The sequence below is a fragment of the Rhizobium sp. BK008 genome, assembly GCF_014197345.1.
GTDB classification, from domain to species: Bacteria; Pseudomonadota; Alphaproteobacteria; order Rhizobiales; family Rhizobiaceae; genus Rhizobium; species Rhizobium anhuiense.
On record NZ_JACIFK010000003.1, the window covers coordinates 63,527 to 81,516 of the forward strand.

Annotated in this window: 15 protein-coding genes; 6 read left to right on the top strand and 9 right to left on the bottom strand. The window is 60.6% G+C overall.

Annotation, left to right across the window (positions count from 1 at the left end):
* Positions 1–110: 110 nt before the first annotated feature.
* The 8 genes from FHT69_RS14990 to FHT69_RS15025 all read right to left on the bottom strand — a co-directional run bounded on the left by FHT69_RS14990 (position 111) and on the right by FHT69_RS15025 (position 9,608).
* Positions 111–1,559, bottom strand: coding sequence for a M20 family metallopeptidase (locus FHT69_RS14990; protein ID WP_028756479.1), 1,449 nt, complete (start codon positions 1,557–1,559; stop codon positions 111–113).
* A 134-nt stretch (positions 1,560–1,693) separates the two neighbouring features.
* Positions 1,694–3,238 (bottom strand): ABC transporter substrate-binding protein, encoded by a 1,545-nt coding sequence (locus tag FHT69_RS14995; protein ID WP_028756480.1) that lies wholly within the window; start codon positions 3,236–3,238, stop codon positions 1,694–1,696.
* A 24-nt stretch (positions 3,239–3,262) separates the two neighbouring features.
* A complete protein-coding gene (locus tag FHT69_RS15000; protein ID WP_028756481.1) occupies positions 3,263–4,126 on the bottom strand; it encodes a serine hydrolase in 864 nt (287 codons plus the stop codon).
* A gap of 1 nt (position 4,127) precedes the next feature.
* Entirely contained in the window at positions 4,128–5,756 is a 1,629-nt protein-coding gene (locus FHT69_RS15005) for an ABC transporter ATP-binding protein (RefSeq protein WP_028756482.1), read from the bottom strand.
* Positions 5,753–6,571, bottom strand: a complete 819-nt coding sequence (locus FHT69_RS15010; RefSeq protein ID WP_017992060.1) for an ABC transporter permease — start codon at positions 6,569–6,571, stop codon at positions 5,753–5,755. Before FHT69_RS15010 ends, FHT69_RS15005 begins: the two co-directional genes overlap by 4 nt.
* Positions 6,568–7,512 carry an ABC transporter permease gene (locus FHT69_RS15015; protein ID WP_047615028.1) on the bottom strand — a complete coding sequence of 315 codons (945 nt, stop codon included), beginning with the start codon at positions 7,510–7,512 and terminating at the stop codon, positions 6,568–6,570. The genes FHT69_RS15010 and FHT69_RS15015 overlap by 4 nt, the downstream gene beginning before the upstream one ends.
* 178 nt (positions 7,513–7,690) lie before the next feature.
* Entirely contained in the window at positions 7,691–8,596 is a 906-nt protein-coding gene (locus FHT69_RS15020) for a LysR family transcriptional regulator (protein ID WP_028756484.1), read from the bottom strand.
* Positions 8,597–8,633: 37 nt separating this feature from the next.
* The gene (locus FHT69_RS15025; RefSeq protein ID WP_183902946.1) at positions 8,634–9,608 is read right to left on the bottom strand and encodes a LysR family transcriptional regulator; all 975 of its coding nucleotides are present in this window, start codon (positions 9,606–9,608) and stop codon (positions 8,634–8,636) included.
* A 39-nt stretch (positions 9,609–9,647) separates the two neighbouring features.
* Here FHT69_RS15025 and FHT69_RS15030 point away from each other — a divergent pair, with 39 nt between their 5' ends.
* Entirely contained in the window at positions 9,648–11,021 is a 1,374-nt protein-coding gene (locus FHT69_RS15030) for an MmgE/PrpD family protein (protein WP_183905564.1), read from the top strand.
* A gap of 69 nt (positions 11,022–11,090) precedes the next feature.
* Here the strand turns inward: FHT69_RS15030 and yghX are convergent, their stop codons facing one another.
* Positions 11,091–11,978: a YghX family hydrolase gene (gene yghX, locus FHT69_RS15035; protein ID WP_028756487.1), complete on the bottom strand. Its 888-nt coding sequence runs from the start codon at positions 11,976–11,978 to the stop codon at positions 11,091–11,093.
* Positions 11,979–12,297: 319 nt separating this feature from the next.
* Between yghX and FHT69_RS15040 the strand changes: the two genes are divergently transcribed.
* The 5 genes from FHT69_RS15040 to FHT69_RS15060 all read left to right on the top strand — a co-directional run bounded on the left by FHT69_RS15040 (position 12,298) and on the right by FHT69_RS15060 (position 17,710).
* Positions 12,298–13,455: a Gfo/Idh/MocA family protein gene (locus tag FHT69_RS15040; RefSeq protein ID WP_097544667.1), complete on the top strand. Its 1,158-nt coding sequence runs from the start codon at positions 12,298–12,300 to the stop codon at positions 13,453–13,455.
* Positions 13,456–13,468: 13 nt separating this feature from the next.
* Entirely contained in the window at positions 13,469–14,353 is an 885-nt protein-coding gene (locus FHT69_RS15045; RefSeq protein ID WP_047613282.1) for a carbohydrate ABC transporter permease, read from the top strand.
* The gene (locus FHT69_RS15050) at positions 14,350–15,207 is read left to right on the top strand and encodes a carbohydrate ABC transporter permease (protein ID WP_097630913.1); all 858 of its coding nucleotides are present in this window, start codon (positions 14,350–14,352) and stop codon (positions 15,205–15,207) included. The genes FHT69_RS15045 and FHT69_RS15050 overlap by 4 nt, the downstream gene beginning before the upstream one ends.
* Positions 15,208–15,280: 73 nt before the next feature.
* Complete coding sequence (locus tag FHT69_RS15055; protein WP_047613511.1) at positions 15,281–16,486, top strand: ABC transporter substrate-binding protein; 1,206 nt, start codon at positions 15,281–15,283, stop codon at positions 16,484–16,486.
* A gap of 90 nt (positions 16,487–16,576) precedes the next feature.
* On the top strand, positions 16,577–17,710 hold the full coding sequence (locus FHT69_RS15060) for an ABC transporter ATP-binding protein (RefSeq protein WP_097630912.1): 1,134 nt from the start codon (positions 16,577–16,579) through the stop codon (positions 17,708–17,710).
* The last annotated feature ends 280 nt before the right edge of the window (positions 17,711–17,990 follow it).

The window sequence follows — 17,990 nt, forward strand, 5'->3', positions numbered from 1 at the left end:
GGTGAATGCCTCAGTTCCGCGCTTTCGACTTCCATACCCTTAGTGCTTTTTCATGGGATCCTGCAAGCGGGTGCGATGCAGGTCGTTGTCACAGCAGACGGAGACGGGAACTACCGGCCATGAACCGTTGCGGGCATCACATTGTCGGGGATCGGACATGTATAGGCTTTGCCGCTGGTCTTTTCTCGCCACTCGTCCGTCGCGGCTGCCAGGAGGTCGGGTGACGACATCAATGCGAGCCCCGTTGTCGCAAGCGTCTTGGCCGCATGTGCCATGGCCTTGTGCGCGGCCGGGCTTTTTCCCTGTGCGACGACCTGCCAGGTATGGGGATTGGTGCCGATCGCCCAGGCTGGCGCCCAGCATTGCGCGGTCGGCGTCACCCAGCTGACGTCGCCGACATCGGTCGATCCGGCCCGGAAATGCGATTGTCCTTCGAAATCGCGCAGACCGGTGTGCAAGGGCGTCGAGCCATCGACCTTGGCATTGGAGAACACATCACCCTTGATCTGATAGAGGCGGATGCTGCTCCTGATTGCTTCCTCAGTGAAGGTATCCTGGATTTTCCTGGCGAAGGCGATGTCGGCCTCGTCGAAGGCTATCGGCCCGAGCGCGACCATGTTCTCGTGCATTGCCGTTTCCAGCGTGATGTTGGGAAGAAGGTTCGTCGAGGCGGTGTCGAACACGATCTCGACCTCGGTTTCGGTCATCGTCGCCGCACCTCGTGCAACTTTCTCGACGCGCCCGGCAAGCTCAAGCGCCTGCGGCATGTCGGGCGCCCTGATCAGATAGAGAACCTCGGCGCTGGCCTGCACGACATTGGCCGCCCTGCCGCCGGTGTCGGTGATCGCGTAGTGAACGCGGCAATCCTGCGGCATGTGTTCCCGCAGGAAATTGACGCCGACATTCATGAGTTCGACTGCATCGAGCGCCGAACGGCCGAGATGGGCGCTGTTGGCGGCATGCGCCGCGACACCCCTGAAGCGATAGTAATATTCGAGAACGGCAAGATTGTTCGTCGAACGAACACCGTTGAACGGAGCCGGATGCCAGGTCAGGGCGGCATCGACATCATCGAATGCGCCGGCGCGAACCATGAAGGTCTTGCCGGAACCGCCCTCCTCTCCCGGGCAGCCGTAATAGCGCACCGTCCCGGGCAGATTGTTCTCCTTGAGGTGACGGGCAAGCGCAACCGCCGCCATCAACGACCCGACACCAAGCAGATTATGCCCGCAGCCGTGACCGGTTGCTCCCGCCGCCTGGGGAAGAGGCTCAGCCACGTCGGCGGTCTGGCTCATTCCGGCCAGGGCATCGAATTCGCCGAGGAAAGCAATCACCGGCTTGCCGCTGCCGGATTCGCCGATGAAGGCCGTTTCCATGCCTGCGACGCCGCGGCGCACGGCAAAGCCGTTTTCCTCGAGTGCCCTGGCCAGCAATTGCGACGAGCGCCGCTCCTCGAACTTCAGCTCCGCGAAATCCCAGATACCGTCGCTGAGGGTGATATAATCCGGTTTCATCTTTTCGATCGTCGCGGCAATGGAGCTGATCGCGTCAAGATTCATGGCATTTCCTCGCTGTCTGTCCTGCCGCCACAGGGATGTGTTTCACCGGACCCGGCAGGGCTGCCTGCCGGCTCTCCTGTTCACTGTCGAAACGGGATCGCGGCGCCCGACCCACCGGGCGCGGCCGTTCAGGCTCAATTGTCGAGCGAAACTTCCCAAAGACGGGCATTCGATTGCCAGACGGGCTGGCCCTTCAGCTTCTTGGTCGCGCCCCAGACATCGACCATGTCATAGAGGAAGATGCCCGGCATTTCCTTGAGCATCAGCGTGTGAAACTCGTCGAAGATCGCCTGACGCTTCGTCTGGTCGGGCTCCCCATAGGCCGCCTTCATCAACTCGACCGCCTTCGGGTCATCCCACATCAAGGAAGCGTTCTTGTCCTTGTTGCCGACATAGAAGCCGTACATCAGCGCCGGATCGAGCCGCGGCGCGACCGATTGCGAGATGATCTGGTAGTTGCCGGAGCGGCGACGATCGACCTGCGTCGCATAGTCGAGCACCTCGATCTGCACGTTGAGACCTGCCTGCTGCATCATGGCCTGCGCCATCACCGCGGCCGGGAAGCTTGGCACGTTGCTGCGCTTGTTGGCGATGATGGTAATCGGCTCGCTCTTGTAGCCGGCGGCCGCAAGCTCCTTCTTTGCCGCCTCGATGTCGTAGGGCAGGCGTTCCTTCTGGACATCGTCGAAATAGAGCGAGTCTTGCGAAACCATCGAACCGTTGGCGGTGCCGGTGCCATTGGAGGCTGCCTCGACGAGCTGGTCGAGATCGAGTGCCATCGCCATCGCGCGGCGCACGCCGGGATTGCTCAGAACCTTGTCGCGCGTCTGGATGTAGAAGAGGTTTTTGCCGTTGTTGCGCGCCACGATCAGTTGCATCGTGTCGCTCGTCTTGAATTCGGGAATGAGATCCGGTGAAATCTCCGCGGTATCGAGCACGCCGGACTGAAGGCCGGCCTTTACGGTCGAAGCGTCGGGAATGACCATGAACTTGATGCCATCGACGAGAGGGCGTTTCGAGCCGACCATGCCGTCGGGTTTGCCGTCGTTCTGGGGCGAGACATAATCGTCGAACTTGGCGAGATGGATATATTCGCCCTTCTTCCATTCATCCCATTTGAAGGGACCGGTGCCGATCGGCTTGATGAAGCTTCCGTCCGCACCGACCGATTCCGGGGAGATGATCCCGGTGTAACCGCATTCGGGGCGCGACATCAGGCCAAGAAAGACCGCGGATGGCTTTTCCAGCGTGATGGTGACGGTCGAAGTATCGACTGCCTTGACCCCGGTAACATGCACGCTGCCGCTGCCGTCGAAGTCAGGAAGGCAGGTCCATTTCGTTTCGGGCTTGAGATAGCGGTTCCAGTTCCACACGACGTCATCGGCGGTCAATTTCTTGCCGTTGTGGAATTTGACGTCGTCACGCAGTTTGAAGCTGTAGCTCAGCCCATCCGCCGAGACTTCGAAGCTCTTTGCCAGCAGCGGCTTGACCTCGCCGTTGTTGGCATAGCCGACGAGCCCTTCGACAATATGCAGGATGACGCCATCGGTATTGCCGTCGCGATTGACGCCTGGATTGGCGCTGCGCAAATCGGAACTTTGCGCCACGACGATATCGCGGGCATCGACCACGCCGGCCATCGCCATCAACATGGTGCCTGCGAGAAGAAGCTTATGCATTGTTCTACCCTCTTTTATGGATTGTTAGGATCGGAGTTCATCCCAGCAGGCGCGTGAAAGCCTGCCGATGGTTTCGAGCGCGACCGTATAGCCAGGTGTGCCGTCCGGCATTTCCTGCGGCACGTCGTCGGTATAGGCGGCGATGATGTAGAAGGGGGTCCCGTCGCGATAGACGATGCCGGCATTCATGCGGCCGCGCTTTCCCGTGCCGCCCTTGTGGGCGACGAGCACCCCGAACGGCAGCCGGGAAGGAATGGCATAGCGCAGGATCTGGTTCTTCAGGGTTTGAAGCGCGTAAGCGCACAGCGCCTGCGAGCAGCCGAGCCGGTCCGCAGCGTCCCGCGAATCCTGCGCATCCAGGATGGTCTGCAGCAGATAGACCTGATCCCGCGCCGTCGTCGTGGTGACGGCCTTCAAGGAATGATCGGGCGACAGCGCCAAGGGAGGGATGAGGAAGCGATGGTTGGTGCCTGTCATGCCGATCGACTTGCAATAATTGTCGACCTCTTCGAGCGTCAGCCTTTCGAAGACCATCTTGGTGCAGACATTGTCGCTCAGCACCATCATGCCGGTGATGGCATCGCGCAGCGATAGGACGATTCCGGGGCTGAGATAGCGGAACATCCCGCTTGCCACTTCCTCGGCGAAACGCTTTTCGTAGGTAATCCGTTCGTCCAGATCCAGGCGGCCTTCATGCGCGGCCTTCAAGGCTGCCATCATGATCGAGGTCTTTCGGGTGCTGGCGGAGGGCGTTTCCTCGTCCGCGCCTCTGCCGATCGTTTCTCCGCTGCCGAGCGCACGCACCATGAAGCGTGTCACGAAAGGCTGGGCATCGCAGATCGCATTCAATCGCTCCGCAAGCTTTGCGGATTCAATCATCGTCGTCATGTCAGTTCTCCAGGCGCCATTTGAGGATCACGCCGCCCTGAGCATTGTGGTCCAGAGCGGGGATGGCCGAGAGAAGCCGTTGTGTGTAGGCCTCCTTCGGGCTGTCGAAAACCGTATCGCGGTCGCCCTGCTCGATGATCCGGCCGTCCTGCATGACGACGACACGATCGGCCACCTGTTCGACCACGCCGAGATCGTGGCTGATGAACAGGCAGGAAAAGCCGTAGCGTTTTTGCAGATCGGACAGGAGTTCGAGCACCTGCGCCCTGACCGTCACGTCGAGGGCCGATACCGGTTCGTCGGCGATCAGGAATTTCGGCCGGCGCGCAATGGCCCGGGCAATCGCCACGCGCTGACGCTGGCCGCCCGAAAGCTCATGCGGGTAGCGCCCGGCGTAGTCGGCCCCAAGCCCGACTTCCTCCAGCGTCTCCAGGGCGCGCTTGCGCTTTGCCGCAGCGTCGAGATCGGGAACGAGCCGCAGCGCTTCTTCCACAAGCGCGACGATGGTCATGCGCGGATCGAGCGAGGAATAAGGATCCTGGAACACCATCTGGCAATTCAGCCGATAGTCCATCCAGTTGTCGTCGCGGCTGCGTCCCCTGAACCGGATATCGCCTTCGCTCTCCCGGACCAGTCCGGCAATGGTGCGGCCGAGCGTGGTCTTGCCGGAACCCGAACCGCCGACCAGTGCCACGACTTCGCCCTCGTGGATATCGATGCTGACGCCATGCAGCGCCCGCTTTGGCGTTGCCTTCTTCATCAGCGACCGCCGGCCCGGATAATCGACGACGATATCCCGTGCCGAGACCATCGGCGCCTTGGTCTTGTCGATCGTCCGGGTCTCTCCGCGGAACGGCAGGGAGCAAAGCAGTTTCTTCGTATAGGCACGCTGTGGTGCGTCGAGCAGATCGGCGGTGCGTCCTTCTTCGACGATCACGCCCTTTTCCATGACAACGATGCGGTTGGTGTAGCGGGCAACCATCGGCAGGTCGTGACTGATCAGCAGCACGGCGGTGCCTTCCGCCTGCGTCAGTTCCACCATCAATTCCATGACATCGCGCTGGATCACGGCATCGAGCGCCGTCGTCGGCTCGTCGGCGATCAACAGCGCCGGTTTCAGCAGCATGACCGATGCCAGCATGATGCGCTGGCGCATGCCGCCCGAGAATTCATGCGGATAGGAAGTGAGCGCCCCGGCGGGATCGCGGATCCCGACCCGGTTCAGCACGTCAAGGATCCGGCTGCGCCGCTCTTCCTGCGAAAATTTCGTATGCAGCTGCAACCCTTCTTCGAGTTGGCGGCCGACGGTCATCGAGGGATTGAGCGAGGTCATCGGTTCCTGGAAGACGACACCGATTTCCGCACCGCGCAATTGGCGCAATTGCGCAGCGCTCATCGCAAGCACGTCGCGTCCCTTATAGGCAACGGAGCCGCCGATCACCTTGATCGGCGCCGGCAGCAGCGAGATCAGGGCGCGTGTTGCCAGCGTCTTGCCCGATCCGCTTTCCCCGACGATGCCGAAGATCTCGCCTGGCGCGATGTCGAAGCTCACGTTCTTGACGACCTGCACACCGGTGCCGGCGACCTGAAGCGACAGGTTGCGGACATTCAAAAGCGTTTCCTTGGTCATTTCAGTCCCCTCATCCGCGGATCAAGCTTGTCTCGAAGAGCGTCGCCCAGAAGATTGATGCCGAGGAGCGTCAGGGCGATCGCCAGGCCCGGGAAGAGACCCAGCCAGACCGCCTGCTCGATGAATGGCCGGCCGGCGGCCAGCATGTTGCCCCAGGTGGGCGCCGGTGGCGGCACGCCGAGGCCGAGAAAGCTGAGCGCGCTTTCCGAAAGGATCGCCCAGCCGAACATCGAGGTCGCAAGCACGGTGATCGGGGCGATGCAATTGGGGAGGATATGGCGGAACATGGTGTAGAGCTCGCCATTGCCCATCACCTTGGAAGCCTCGATGAACTCCCGCTCGCGCAGCGACAGAACGGCACCCCGGACAACCCGGGCCATCGAGGGCGAATAGGCAATGCCCAGCGCGAAGATGATGCCATATTGGTTGGCGCCGAAGACGGCGAGCAAACCGAGCGCCAGCAAAATGCCCGGAAAGGCGAGAAGCGCATTGTTGACGGCCATGATGACTGCATCGATCCAACCGCGGGCGTAACCGCTGACGAGACCGATCAGCGTGCCGCAGACCGTCGCGAATGTGACCGTCAAGGTGCCGATCCAGACGCTCGCCCGGGCGCCGACGATCAGGCGGCTGAGTACGTCGCGGCCGAATTCGTCGGTTCCGAGCCAGTGGGCGCTGCTTGGCGCCGCCAGCCGCGCGGTGAAGCCGAGCTTCATCGGATCATAGGGGGTCCAGAAAAGGCCTATCGCAGCGGAGATGAGCAATGCGGCAATCAGAATGCTGCCGATGAAGCCGTTGAACGTGACGTTTTTCATTCGGCGACTACCCGCGGATCGAACAAGGGATAGAGCAGGTCGACGACCAAATTGACCAGCACATAGGAAAGCGAGACGAACAGCAGACACCCCTGGATCACCGGGTAATCGCGGGCAAAAATACTGTCGACCATCAGTCGCCCGAGTCCCGGAATGGTGAAGACCGTCTCGATGACGGCAATGCCGCCGAGCAGATTGCCGAGGATCAGACCGATGACTGTCCAGGTCGGGCCGAAGGCATTCTTGAAGGCGTGCCGCCAGAGGACGGCGCTTTCGGAAAGCCCCTTGGCCCGGGCGTGGGTGATATAGTCGAGACGCAGCACTTCCAGCGTCGAGGCGCGTGCCATGCGGATCAACACACCCATCTCGTGAATGACCAGAGTCATGATCGGCAGCACGAGATAGAGCAGGCCGCCGGTGAGGTTGCTGCCGATCGAGACATAGCCGAGCACCGGCAGCCAGCTGAGTTTCAAGCCGAAGAAAAGCAGAAGCAGGAGGCCGAGCCAGAATGTCGGGATCGACAGCAGGATCGTGGCCGTGCCGACCAGCGCAAGGTCCGTCAGACTGTTTTGCCGCCAGGCGGCGATGACGCCGGCCGGCACGGCGATGAGGCTTGCCAGAAGCACGGCGACGACGACGACTTCGGCGCTGACCAGAAAACGTGAAGCGACGAGCGGCAGCACCGCCTCGTCATTGACGATCGAGCGGCCGAAGTCACCCTGCACGACATTGGCGGTCCAGATCAGGAACTGCTCAGGCAGCGATTTGTCGAGGCCGAGTTCCGAGCGCATTGCCGCGATCTGATCCGGCTCAGCCATATCCCCCAGCATCAGTGCCGCCGGATCGCCGGGTATGAAGCGGATCAGGGTGAAGACAGTCACCGAAACGAGGACGATCGTCGGCAATGCCATCAGCAGGCGGTTTAGAACGAATTTCAGCATTTTTGTTCCCCGCGATGGGCGACGGACTGTGCCCGGCGCCATCGGTTTCGTTGCCGCAGACTATGATCGAATGAAGAAATATCCGCAATATTATGCGATTCCGTCATAAGTCTATGCGGAATACGACCGCAACCAAAGCGACTGCGTTCGCGCAAGGCTTCAGGCTAATAGCTTAATTTCAAACGTCTTTTTGCGAAAGCCGGATCTGTCGCTTCAAGGCGTCGCTCAGAGCGTGGGCAGCAATCGAGAGTGGCGTCCCGACCGCCCTCGCCAATCCGAATTCTTGGGTCGCGCGTGGCACGAAAGGACGGTGAACCACCGGCAGGTGGCGATAGAGATTGGCATAAAAGCTGCTGATGATCGTGACCCCAAGGCCATGCGCGACATAGGAACAGGCGGAACTGTTGGTATGTGTCTCGATCTTGACGATCTGCTTGATGCCGGCTCGCCGGAAGGTCTGGTCGAGCGCCATGCGATTCGGCCGTTGGCGCCCGATCAGAATGAGAGGAACGTCGCGCAAATTCTTGACCGTGATTTCCTCCAGTTTCGCAAGAGGATGATCCTTCGGAACGACGCAGACGCTTTCGCCGGTGGCGACGCGCTCGACCTCGATGCCCGGTCCGCTCTCGCCCTCCATGCGCAGAAAGCCGAAATCGATCACCCTCTGCTCGACAAGCTTGTTGATCGCAGTCGTCGTCTCGAAGAAGGTCTCGATCCGCACACCGGGGAAATCCCTGATATAATCGACCAGCATGGCCGGCGCGAAATGCTCCCACATGCTGCTCGGCAGGCCGATGCGGACGATCTCCGGACCGGCGGCGCCGCTTCTTAGGTCCTCCGCATGACCCGACATCCGATCGACCGCCAGCAAGATGTTCTCGGCATCGCGGGCAAGAAGCAGGGCCTCGGGCGTGGGAATGAGACGGCCTTTGTCGCGCACAAAAAGCGACATCGAAAGATCCGCCTCGAGCTGCTGGAGGAGGCGGCTGACACCGGACTGGCTGAGACCCATCGTCTTTGCCGTGGCAATCGTCGACCCCGTCGCCAGAAGCGTGCGCAGGACTTCCAGTTGCTTGATATTCATGCGTTTGCGATCCCCCGGGACAGTCCAAGCACCGTCATCATGCCCAGTCCGAAATGCTTTGAAGGAAGAGGCTGGCGGCCTTGGGCATCGGAAATTTCTCGCCGCTGATCAGCGCGTAGGCAACCGGCAGTTCCGGTTCGAGCGGGATGAACTGCAGCGGCAGCGTCGCATATTCGCGGGCGATGATCTCACCGACCAGCGCAATGCCGAGCCCTTGGGCGGCCAGAGCGCAGGCACTCGCCACCGAATGCGCCTCGAGCAGGGGGCGTTGGCGGATGCCGGCGTTGTAGAACAACGCCTCCAGCTCATGGCGAACCGGCCGCTCCCTGTTCAGCATGATCAGATCCTGCCCCTTCAGCTCGCCGACCGACAATAGGCGGCTGCCGGCCTTGGGATGATCATTATGCAGGACGCAAACAATCCGCGACGACAGGATCTTCTCCTGTTTCAACCCCGGGCTCATCAGTGGCAGCCGCGCGAAACCGAGATCGGCTTCGCCGTCGGCCACCATCCGTTCGATTGCCAGATAGCTGCCGGACGCGACTTCGACGCGCATCGGACCATTGGCGGCGAGAAAATTCTTCACCAGCTTCGGAATGCGCGTCGAGGAAAGGCTGGAGGGAAAGGCGAGCCGCAGCATGATCTCGCGCGACCGACCGCTCTCGAGCTCCATCGCCGCGGTTTTCAAGGCGCGCAGCCGGTCGGAAATGGCCCGGATTTCCGGGCCGAGCTGCAGCCCCTCGCGGGTCGGTTGAAGCCGGTTCTTTTCCCGTTCGAAAAGCCGGACGCCGAGATAGTCTTCGAGTTGCTGCAGCAAGCGGCTGGCGTTCGATTGCGAGATCCCGAGCTCGACGGAAGCGGCGATCGTCGAGCCCGTCGCGGCGATGGCGTCATAGGCCTCGATATGCTTCAGGCTGATCGCCGCACTCGTGTCTCGCGCCATTCTATCTCCAATGTCGATAGCCCTACCCGCGATCCGCATAAGATTGCGGAGCTGCGGAAAGTTGAACATTTTCCGCCGAGAACCAAACTCACGGAAAGACTTTCGTCAATGGCCACCATTCTCCGGAAGATCGCGGAACAGGTCCTGTCGCGAACAACGTTCTCAGACGTCGCCATGGAGCGGGCAAGAGATGCTGCGGTGGACACCATCGGCTGCATGATTGCCGGCCGGGGCGATGAGAGCATTGCGGCACTCATTCGCGCCTTCGACGGGGAAATCGCCGGAGGCGGCGAAGCGCGGCTCGTCACCGGCGGCTCCGCCTCGCCCTCTTTCGCCGCACTCATCAACGCAACCGCGGCGCATGCGCTGGATTTCGATGACAATTTCCATCCGGCGAGGGCGCATGCTTCCGCGGTGCTGGTGCCGGCGCTGCTGGCGGTTCTGACCAGCGGCAAGGTGACGAGCGGAAGACGGTTTCTCGAGGCCTACCTCGCCGGGCTGGAAGCGCAGGCGGCGGTCGGCTTTGGCGTCAATCCCTCTCACTACAACAGGGGCTGGCACGCGACAGCGACGGTCGGCAGCATCGGGGCTGCGGCTGGCGTGGCACGGCTTCTCGGCGCCGACGAAGAGAGACTCGTCGCGGCGATGAGCCTGGCGACGAGCTTCGCCTGCGGCCCGAAAGGGCAATTCGGCACGACCGCCAAACCGCTTCACGCCGGCATTGCCGCGCGCCATGCCGTGGACGCGGCGCGCATGGCGCTGGCCGGCATGAGCGGGCGGCCGGATATCCTCGAGCGGCCGCAAGGTTTCCTCGATCTCTTCGGGGGCAATGATGCCAACGGCTGGCAGGGCCTGACCTTCGAGGAGGAACATGTCATCGAAAGCCGAGGCGTGGTGACCAAGCGCCATCCCTGTTGCGCCTCGACCCATCGCGCCATCGACGCGCTTCTGGATCTGAAGCAGGAGCGTGGGCTTCTGGCTGGCGACATTGCCCGGATCGAGACAAAAGTCGGCATATCCGCTGCCCGCAACCTCGCTTATCCCGACCCCATCGATGAGATGCAGGCCCGCTTCTCGATGCAATATTGCCTGGCGACAGCTTTCCTCAAAGGCTCCCTTAGCCTTTCGGATTTTACGCGGCAGGAGATTGGGCGGCCGGAAATCCGGGAACTCATGCCGTGCATCGAAATGCAGTCCTATTCGGCCGAAGAGGAAAAAGGCGTGGAGCGCCTCCCGCACGTCGTCACCGTCACGACGCGCGATGGGGGCATCTTGAGCAAGTCTCGCTTGCATGCAAAGGGATCGCTCGAAGCGCCGATGAGTGTGCATGAACGCGAAGTCAAGTTCATGGACTGCTTGCGCTGGGGAAATCGGAATGTGTCCGAGGCCTCTTTCCTGCAGCTTCGCAAGCTTGCCGATTTTGAAAACCTGTCCGGCGACGATGCCGTCTGGAGACTGATCACCGACCATCAGTCGCCTTGACAAGCCACGGCGGCGGATCGGCGGCGGGGAAAATCTCCCCGCCAACATCAACGTTCAGGCCGCGGACTTCTAGGCGAGGTATTTCGTAAACCAGTCGACCGTTCGCTGCCAGGCGAGCTTGGCTGCCGCTTCGTCGTAGCGGGGGGTGGAATCATTGTGAAAGCCGTGATTGACGTCGGGATAGATGTAGCCCTCGAATGTTTTTCCCGATGCCTTCAGCGCAGCTTCATAGGCCGGCCAGCCTTCGTTGATCCCCTTGTCCAGCCCGGCATAATGGAGAAGCAAGGGCGCCTTGATCTTCGGCACGTCCTCGGCGCGCGGCTGCCTGCCGTAAAAGGGCACGGCTGCGGCAAGTTCCGGATAGGCCACCGCCGCGGCGTTGGCGACGCCGCCGCCATAGCAGAAGCCGGTGATGCCGACCTTGCCGGTGGTGAGATCGTTATGCATCAAAAATTCGACCGCCGCGAAGAAGTCGTTCATCAGCTTTTCCGGGTCGACCTTCTGCTGAAGCTCCCGCCCCTTTTCGTCATTGCCGGGGTAGCCTCCGACCGACGTCAGGCCATCCGGGGCAAGTGCTACGAAACCCGCCTTTGCCACGCGGCGCGCCACATCCTCGATATAGGGGTTCAGGCCCCTGTTCTCGTGAACGACCACCACGGCCGCAACTTTGCCGGTCACGTTTTTCGGGCGGACGAGATAGGCGCGCACATCTCCATTTCCCTTTGGCGAGGGATAGGTGATGTATTCGGCTGATATATCGGGATCGGTGAACTCGACCTGGGTCGCCAGCGCATAGTCAGGGCTCAGCGACGCAAGAATGGCGGCGGCCGTCACGCCGCCGACGGCGAATTTGCCGGCCCGGTCGAGAAACTCACGCTTGGTAATTCTCCCGTGGGCGTAATAATCGTAGAGTTCGAGAAGTTCCTGAGGGAAATCCTTGGCTGTCATACGCGTCATGATGGCTCCTCCTGCCTCCTTGTTCTCGCACCATCCTACACAGGTAAGCTCGCGACTCTTTTCAACATTTCGCGAGTTTCGCGTGAGCTTGTCGGCTGGGGCAACCGGCGCTGGATGACTGACTTGGCTTCGGGAGGATGCGCGCCAACGTCCATCTGGCGAACCGCGTCCGCCCAGTTGTTGCAAGCAATGGGCCGCCGGCTATCGATCTATGAAAATTAATTTCATACTCGCGCTTTGAGGCCCGTTTTCTATTGACGCCTCTCGATTTTTGTCCCAACTTAAAGAAAATAAATTACTAAATGGGAACTTGATCGGCATGAAAGTGGGAATCATTGGGCTAGGATTCCGGCTCGGCTATCTCGGCTATGTTTTCAAGGCAATCGATAGCAGCTTCGACATTGTCGGCTATGTGGATCCGGAACCCGCCGGACTTCCCGGATTGACGGAAAAGGGCATTTCAGTCGGCAAGGCCTATGGTTCGCCGGAAGAACTCCTCGCTTCCGAAAAGCTCGATCTGCTGATGATCGGCTCCCCCAATCACCTCCATCTCGACCATATCAGGCTCGGCCTTCAGGCCGGTCTCAAGGTCTTCTGTGAAAAGCCGATCGTCACGACCATCGCAGAAAGCATCGAGCTTGCCCATCTGATGGCAAAATTCGGCCACGAGCGGCTGATGGTCGGTCTCGTGCTGCGTTATTCCCCTCTTTATAAGGATCTCCGCGCCATCCAGGCCGAGGGCAAGCTCGGTCAGATCGTGTCGATCGAGGCCTCCGAACATATCGAGCCTTATCACGGCGCCTTCTTCATGCGCGACTGGCGCCGCTATGAGCGTTACTCCGGCAGCTTCATGCTGGAGAAATGCTGCCATGACCTTGATCTTTACAATGGCGTCGTCGGCGCACGGCCGGAACGCGTCGCCAGTTTCGGCGGCCGCAAGAGCTTTACTCCGGCCAACGATCCGGCGCGCGAGGGCATCAACGACCTCGAACTTTTTCACCGCAAGCCGAGCGGATGGATGGGCTCGGACAAGGTCTTCGACAGCGATGCCGATATCATCGACTATCAGGTGGCGATCGTCGAATATGCCAATGGCGTCGGCATGAACTTTCACACCAATCTGAACGTGCCCGACCAGTTCCGCCGTTTCGCCATCATGGGGTCGCGCGGCATGGCCGAAGGCGATTTCGTGCGCGGCTATCTCGACGTTCACGAACAGCTGACCGGCAACAAGGTGGTCGAAAACAAATATGCCGCCACCGAGCTCTCCCAGCATTACGGCGCCGATGAACAGATGGCGAGCGACCTGCTTGAAAGCGTGCGCACCGGGCTCGAACTTCCCGTTTCCACGCTGAATGCGCTCGAAGCCGGCATTCTGGCTCTGGCGATGGACGAGGCGAGGATGAAGAAAACGGTCGTCGATCTCAGACCGATCTGGGACCGTTTCGACGAAGCCCTTCACGCAAGAGCGGCTTGAGGAGAGCGGCAAGATGAGTGTTCAAAGAAGCACGGTCATCTTCGCCTGGATCCTTCTTCTCCCGGCTGTCCTCTATGTTCTGGCGATCGTCGCCTATCCGCTGGTCGATACGTTCATTCTCTCCTTCACCGATGCATCGCTGAGGAAGACCACCAATTGGGTGGGCTGGATCAACTACGAGAAGATCTTCAATGAGCGGTTTGCGGAAGTCATCTTCCGGACCTTCATCTGGACGTTCTTCTCGGTCGCCCTGAAAATGGTGATCGGCACCTTCGGCGCATGCATGCTGAATGCGGCGGTGCCGGGGCGCTCATTATTCCGGCTTTTGACCATGCCGCCATGGATCGTGCCGATGGCCATTGGCATCTTCATGTGGGGCTGGATGTATAACGGCCAGTTCGGAATGATATCAGGCCTGTTGCAGCGCTTCGGTCTCGTCGACGGCCCGGTCGCCTTCCTCGCCTATGGCAGTACCGCCTTCTGGGCAACGATCATCACCGATGTGTGGATTGGTGTGCCGCTGGTGACGATCTACTTCCTGGCGGCGATCCAATCCATTCCGAAGGATCTCTACGAGGCTGCCTGGACCGACGGCGCCGGCCGCTGGTACCGCTTCCGCCGCATCACCCTGCCGCTGATGGTTCCGGCGATCATCACCATGTCGATGCTGTCGCTGATCGCCACCTTCAACTCGTTCGACATCATCTGGATCCTGACGCAGGGCGGACCGAGCGGCGAGACGACGACGATGATCATCGATACCTATCAGACGGCGATCGGTTCGAAGAAATACGGGGAAGGTGCAGCGCGCGCTGTGTTGATCTGCATCTTCCTGTCGCTCTTCTGCTTCGCCTATTTCCGCGTCACCCGCCGTCTCAATCCGGAGAAGCGCGCATGAGCAGTGCCTCCATGATCGACCGTTACCGCTGGTGGGAAATCATCCTGATCTATTGCGGCATCGCAATGTTTCTGTTCTTCGTGCTGTCGCCCTTCGTCGAGGGCTTCCTGGTGTCGCTGAAGCCGCTCGCCCAGCTCTTTTCCTCGCCCTACCGCTTCTGGCCGGAGAACGGCTCGTTCGAAGCCTACCGGACAATGTGGATCAGCGTGCCGGGCTTCGGGCGCTATATCTTCAACTCGTTCTTCATCTCGATCATCGTCACGCTGATCGTGCTCTGCCTCGTCATTCCGGCGGCTTACGCCTTCGCGAAGTTCGAATTCAAGGGCATGGGGATCCTGCTCGGCGCGTTCCTGACGGTGAACATGTTCTCCGGCGCCGTGCTGTTGATCCCGCTCTTCCGGCTGATGCGCAGCATGGGCGTGCTCAACACCTATCTCGCCATGATCGTGCCGGGCGTCGCCTTCCTGATCCCGTCGGCGATCTGGCTGTTGCGCACCTATATGATCCGCATTCCACAGGAGCTCAACGAAGCGGCCTACATGGATGGCGCCAGCCATTTCTACACGCTGCGCCGTGTCATCCTGCCCATTGCGATGCCGGGGATTATCGTCGTCGCCATAACCACCTTCATCGGCGCTTACGCCCAGCAATTCATCTTCGCGCTGACGTTCAACTCGAAGAGCGAATACATGCCCTTGCCGGTGGGGCTCTTTGCTTACTTCGGCAAGCAGGAGGTCATCTGGAACGAACTGATGGCGGCTTCCTTCGTCGGTATCGCGCCGGCGATGGTCGTCATCTTCTTCCTTCAGCGCTACCTTGTCGGCGGGCTGACCGCCGGTGCGGTGAAACAATAAGACCAAAAAACGAGTGAACAGCTAACACAAGAATGGGAGTCACGACGTGAGCATTACCATCAAGACAGGCCTGATGGCCCTCGCCTTGCTCGGTTCGACGGCATTGACCGCAGTCACTGCCCAGGCGGCCGACAAGGAAATCAGCTGGATCTATTGCGGCGACACGATCGACCCGGTCCATACCAAATACATCAAGCAGTGGGAAGAAAAGAACGCAGGTTGGAAGGTCACGCCCGAAGTTGTCGGCTGGGCGCAGTGCCAGGACAAGGCAACGACGCTCGCCGCCGCCGGCACGCCCGTTGCCATGGCCTATGTCGGCTCGCGCACGCTGAAGGAATTCGCGCAGAACGACTTGATCGTCCCGGTGCCGATGACCGATGACGAAAAGAAGAGCTACTATCCGCACATCGTCGACACGGTGACCTTCGAGGATACCCAGTGGGGCGTCCCGATCGCTTTCTCCACCAAGGCGCTTTACTGGAACAAGGACCTCTTCAAGCAGGCCGGCCTCGATCCCGAGAAGCCGCCGAAGACCTGGGCTGAGGAAATCGAGATGGCCAAGACCATCAAGGAAAAGACCGGCATTCCGGGCTTCGGTCTCTCCGCCAAGACCTTCGACAACACGATGCACCAGTTCATGCATTGGGTTTACACCAACAACGGCGCGGTGACGGATGCCGAAGGCAAGGTCACGCTCGACAGCCCACAGATTCTCGCCGCACTGAAGGCCTACAAGGATATCGTCCCCTACTCCGAGGAAGGCCCGACGGCCTATGAGCAGAACGAAGTCCGCGCCATCTTCCTCGACGGCAAGGTCGCCATGATCCAGGCAGGATCGGGCGCCGCCTCCAGGCTGAAGGAGACGAAGATTGCCTGGGGCATTGCGACGCTGCCGCTGGGTCCCGACGCCAAGGGGCCCGGCACGCTGCTGATCACCGACAGCCTGGCGATCTTCAAGGGTTCGGGGGTCGAGGAGAAGGCGACGGAATTCGCCAAGTTCATCACCTCGCCCGACGTCCAGTCGGAATACGAGCTGCAGGGCGGTGCCGGCCTGACCCCGCTGCGCCCGTCGGCAAAGGTCGACGAGTTCGTCGCCAAGGATCCTTACTGGAAGCCGCTCATCGAGGGTATCAACTATGGTGGTCCCGAACCGCTCTTCACCGACTACAAGGGCTTCCAGAACTCGATCATCGAGATGATTCAGTCGGTGGTGACGGGCAAGGCCGAACCGGAAGCTGCGCTGAAGAAGGCTGCCGGCGAAATCGAAGCGTTCAAGTAAACCGCTTTGGACTCTTTGGGATCGCGGGTGCACAGCCCGCGATCCCTCCCCGATCGAATGTGCGACAAGGCCGCCGGTGGAGACAGATTTTTGGGACAGCTCCTTCTCAACAAAGTTCAGAAGTTCTATGGCGACTACGAAGTTCTGAAGGGCGTGCAGCTCGAGGTGAGGAACGGCGAGTTCGTCGTCTTCGTCGGCCCGTCAGGCTGCGGCAAATCCACCCTGCTGCGCATGATTGCCGGTCTCGACGCGACGAGCGCGGGCGATATCGTTATCGATGGTATCAGGGTCAATGACCTGCCGCCGGTCAAGCGCGGCATCGCCATGGTGTTCCAGTCCTACGCGCTCTATCCGCACATGACTGTTTTCGAAAACATTGCCTTCCCGCTTCGCGTCGAAAGGATGGAAGAGGAAAAGCTCAAGGCCAAGGTGGAAAATGCCGCCCGCATCCTTCACCTCGAACAGCGGCTGCAGCAGAAACCCGGCATGCTCTCCGGTGGCCAGCGCCAGCGCGTCGCGATCGGCCGCGCCATCGTGCGCGAACCGAAGATCTTCCTGTTCGACGAGCCGCTTTCCAACCTCGACGCAGCACTGCGCGCCGACATGCGCATCGAGCTTGCCAAGCTGCACAGGCAGTTGAAGGCGACGATGATCTATGTGACGCACGATCAGGTCGAGGCGATGACCATGGCCGATCGTATCGTGGTGCTCGATTCCGGCGATATCTCGCAGACGGGGGCGCCGCTGGAGCTTTATCACAAGCCGGCAAACCAGTTTGTCGCCGGCTTCATCGGCAATCCGAAAATGAATTTTCTTCCCGTGACCTGCAAGGGCGTCAGCGCCAATGGCGTCGAGGTTGATTATCAAGGCCAGACAGCCGTTCTGCCCGTGACGCCGCGTGACGGCATGGCCGGCAAGGCATTGACGCTCGGCATCCGGCCGGAGCATATCCAGCTCGGCGGCGGCGATATCGTCTTTACCGTGACGCCGACGGTCATCGAGCGCCTCGGGGCAAATACGGTCGCTTACGCCTCGCTGAACGGCGAAGCCGAGAATTTCTGCGCCATGCTGCCCGGCAGCGTCGGCATCCGCGCGGATGCGCCTGTCGCAACCGGCATCAATGCTGCGGACTGCCACCTCTTCGACGAGGCGGGCATTGCCTTCGAGCGGCGCGTGGAACTGACCGAAATCGATATGAACCTGATCAATCCGACGGCCGCTTGAGCCGGCTCGGTGTCGGCGAGCGCGATCTCGGCAAGCGTTGGGGGCATAATCGATGCTGTACAGAGGAAGGCATTGGTGGACTTGATGACTTACGCAGGCCAGCTCGTTCCCAACAGATCCAGACGCATCGCGAGGACGAAAGATCAAAGCGAGACTGCCAAAGGTCACTTGATTGCTGGGCCCTCTCGTTCGGTCAACACGCTTGTTGACCGCAGGCACCGGCGCTATGCAAGCGATTGTATGTGAGGAGTGGGCGTTGATCGCGCCCTTCATGTCAGCT

Coding starts and splice junctions, on each gene's coding strand:
- FHT69_RS14990 (WP_028756479.1), bottom strand. CDS start 1,559: ATGAATCTTGACGCGATCAGCTCCATTGCCGCGACGATCGAAAAGATG.
- FHT69_RS14995 (WP_028756480.1), bottom strand. CDS start 3,238: ATGCATAAGCTTCTTCTCGCAGGCACCATGTTGATGGCGATGGCCGGC.
- FHT69_RS15000 (WP_028756481.1), bottom strand. CDS start 4,126: ATGACGACGATGATTGAATCCGCAAAGCTTGCGGAGCGATTGAATGCG.
- FHT69_RS15005 (WP_028756482.1), bottom strand. CDS start 5,756: ATGACCAAGGAAACGCTTTTGAATGTCCGCAACCTGTCGCTTCAGGTC.
- FHT69_RS15010 (WP_017992060.1), bottom strand. CDS start 6,571: ATGAAAAACGTCACGTTCAACGGCTTCATCGGCAGCATTCTGATTGCC.
- FHT69_RS15015 (WP_047615028.1), bottom strand. CDS start 7,512: ATGCTGAAATTCGTTCTAAACCGCCTGCTGATGGCATTGCCGACGATC.
- FHT69_RS15020 (WP_028756484.1), bottom strand. CDS start 8,596: ATGAATATCAAGCAACTGGAAGTCCTGCGCACGCTTCTGGCGACGGGG.
- FHT69_RS15025 (WP_183902946.1), bottom strand. CDS start 9,608: ATGTTCAACTTTCCGCAGCTCCGCAATCTTATGCGGATCGCGGGTAGG.
- FHT69_RS15030 (WP_183905564.1), top strand. CDS start 9,648: ATGGCCACCATTCTCCGGAAGATCGCGGAACAGGTCCTGTCGCGAACA.
- yghX (WP_028756487.1), bottom strand. CDS start 11,978: ATGACGCGTATGACAGCCAAGGATTTCCCTCAGGAACTTCTCGAACTC.
- FHT69_RS15040 (WP_097544667.1), top strand. CDS start 12,298: ATGAAAGTGGGAATCATTGGGCTAGGATTCCGGCTCGGCTATCTCGGC.
- FHT69_RS15045 (WP_047613282.1), top strand. CDS start 13,469: ATGAGTGTTCAAAGAAGCACGGTCATCTTCGCCTGGATCCTTCTTCTC.
- FHT69_RS15050 (WP_097630913.1), top strand. CDS start 14,350: ATGAGCAGTGCCTCCATGATCGACCGTTACCGCTGGTGGGAAATCATC.
- FHT69_RS15055 (WP_047613511.1), top strand. CDS start 15,281: ATGGCCCTCGCCTTGCTCGGTTCGACGGCATTGACCGCAGTCACTGCC.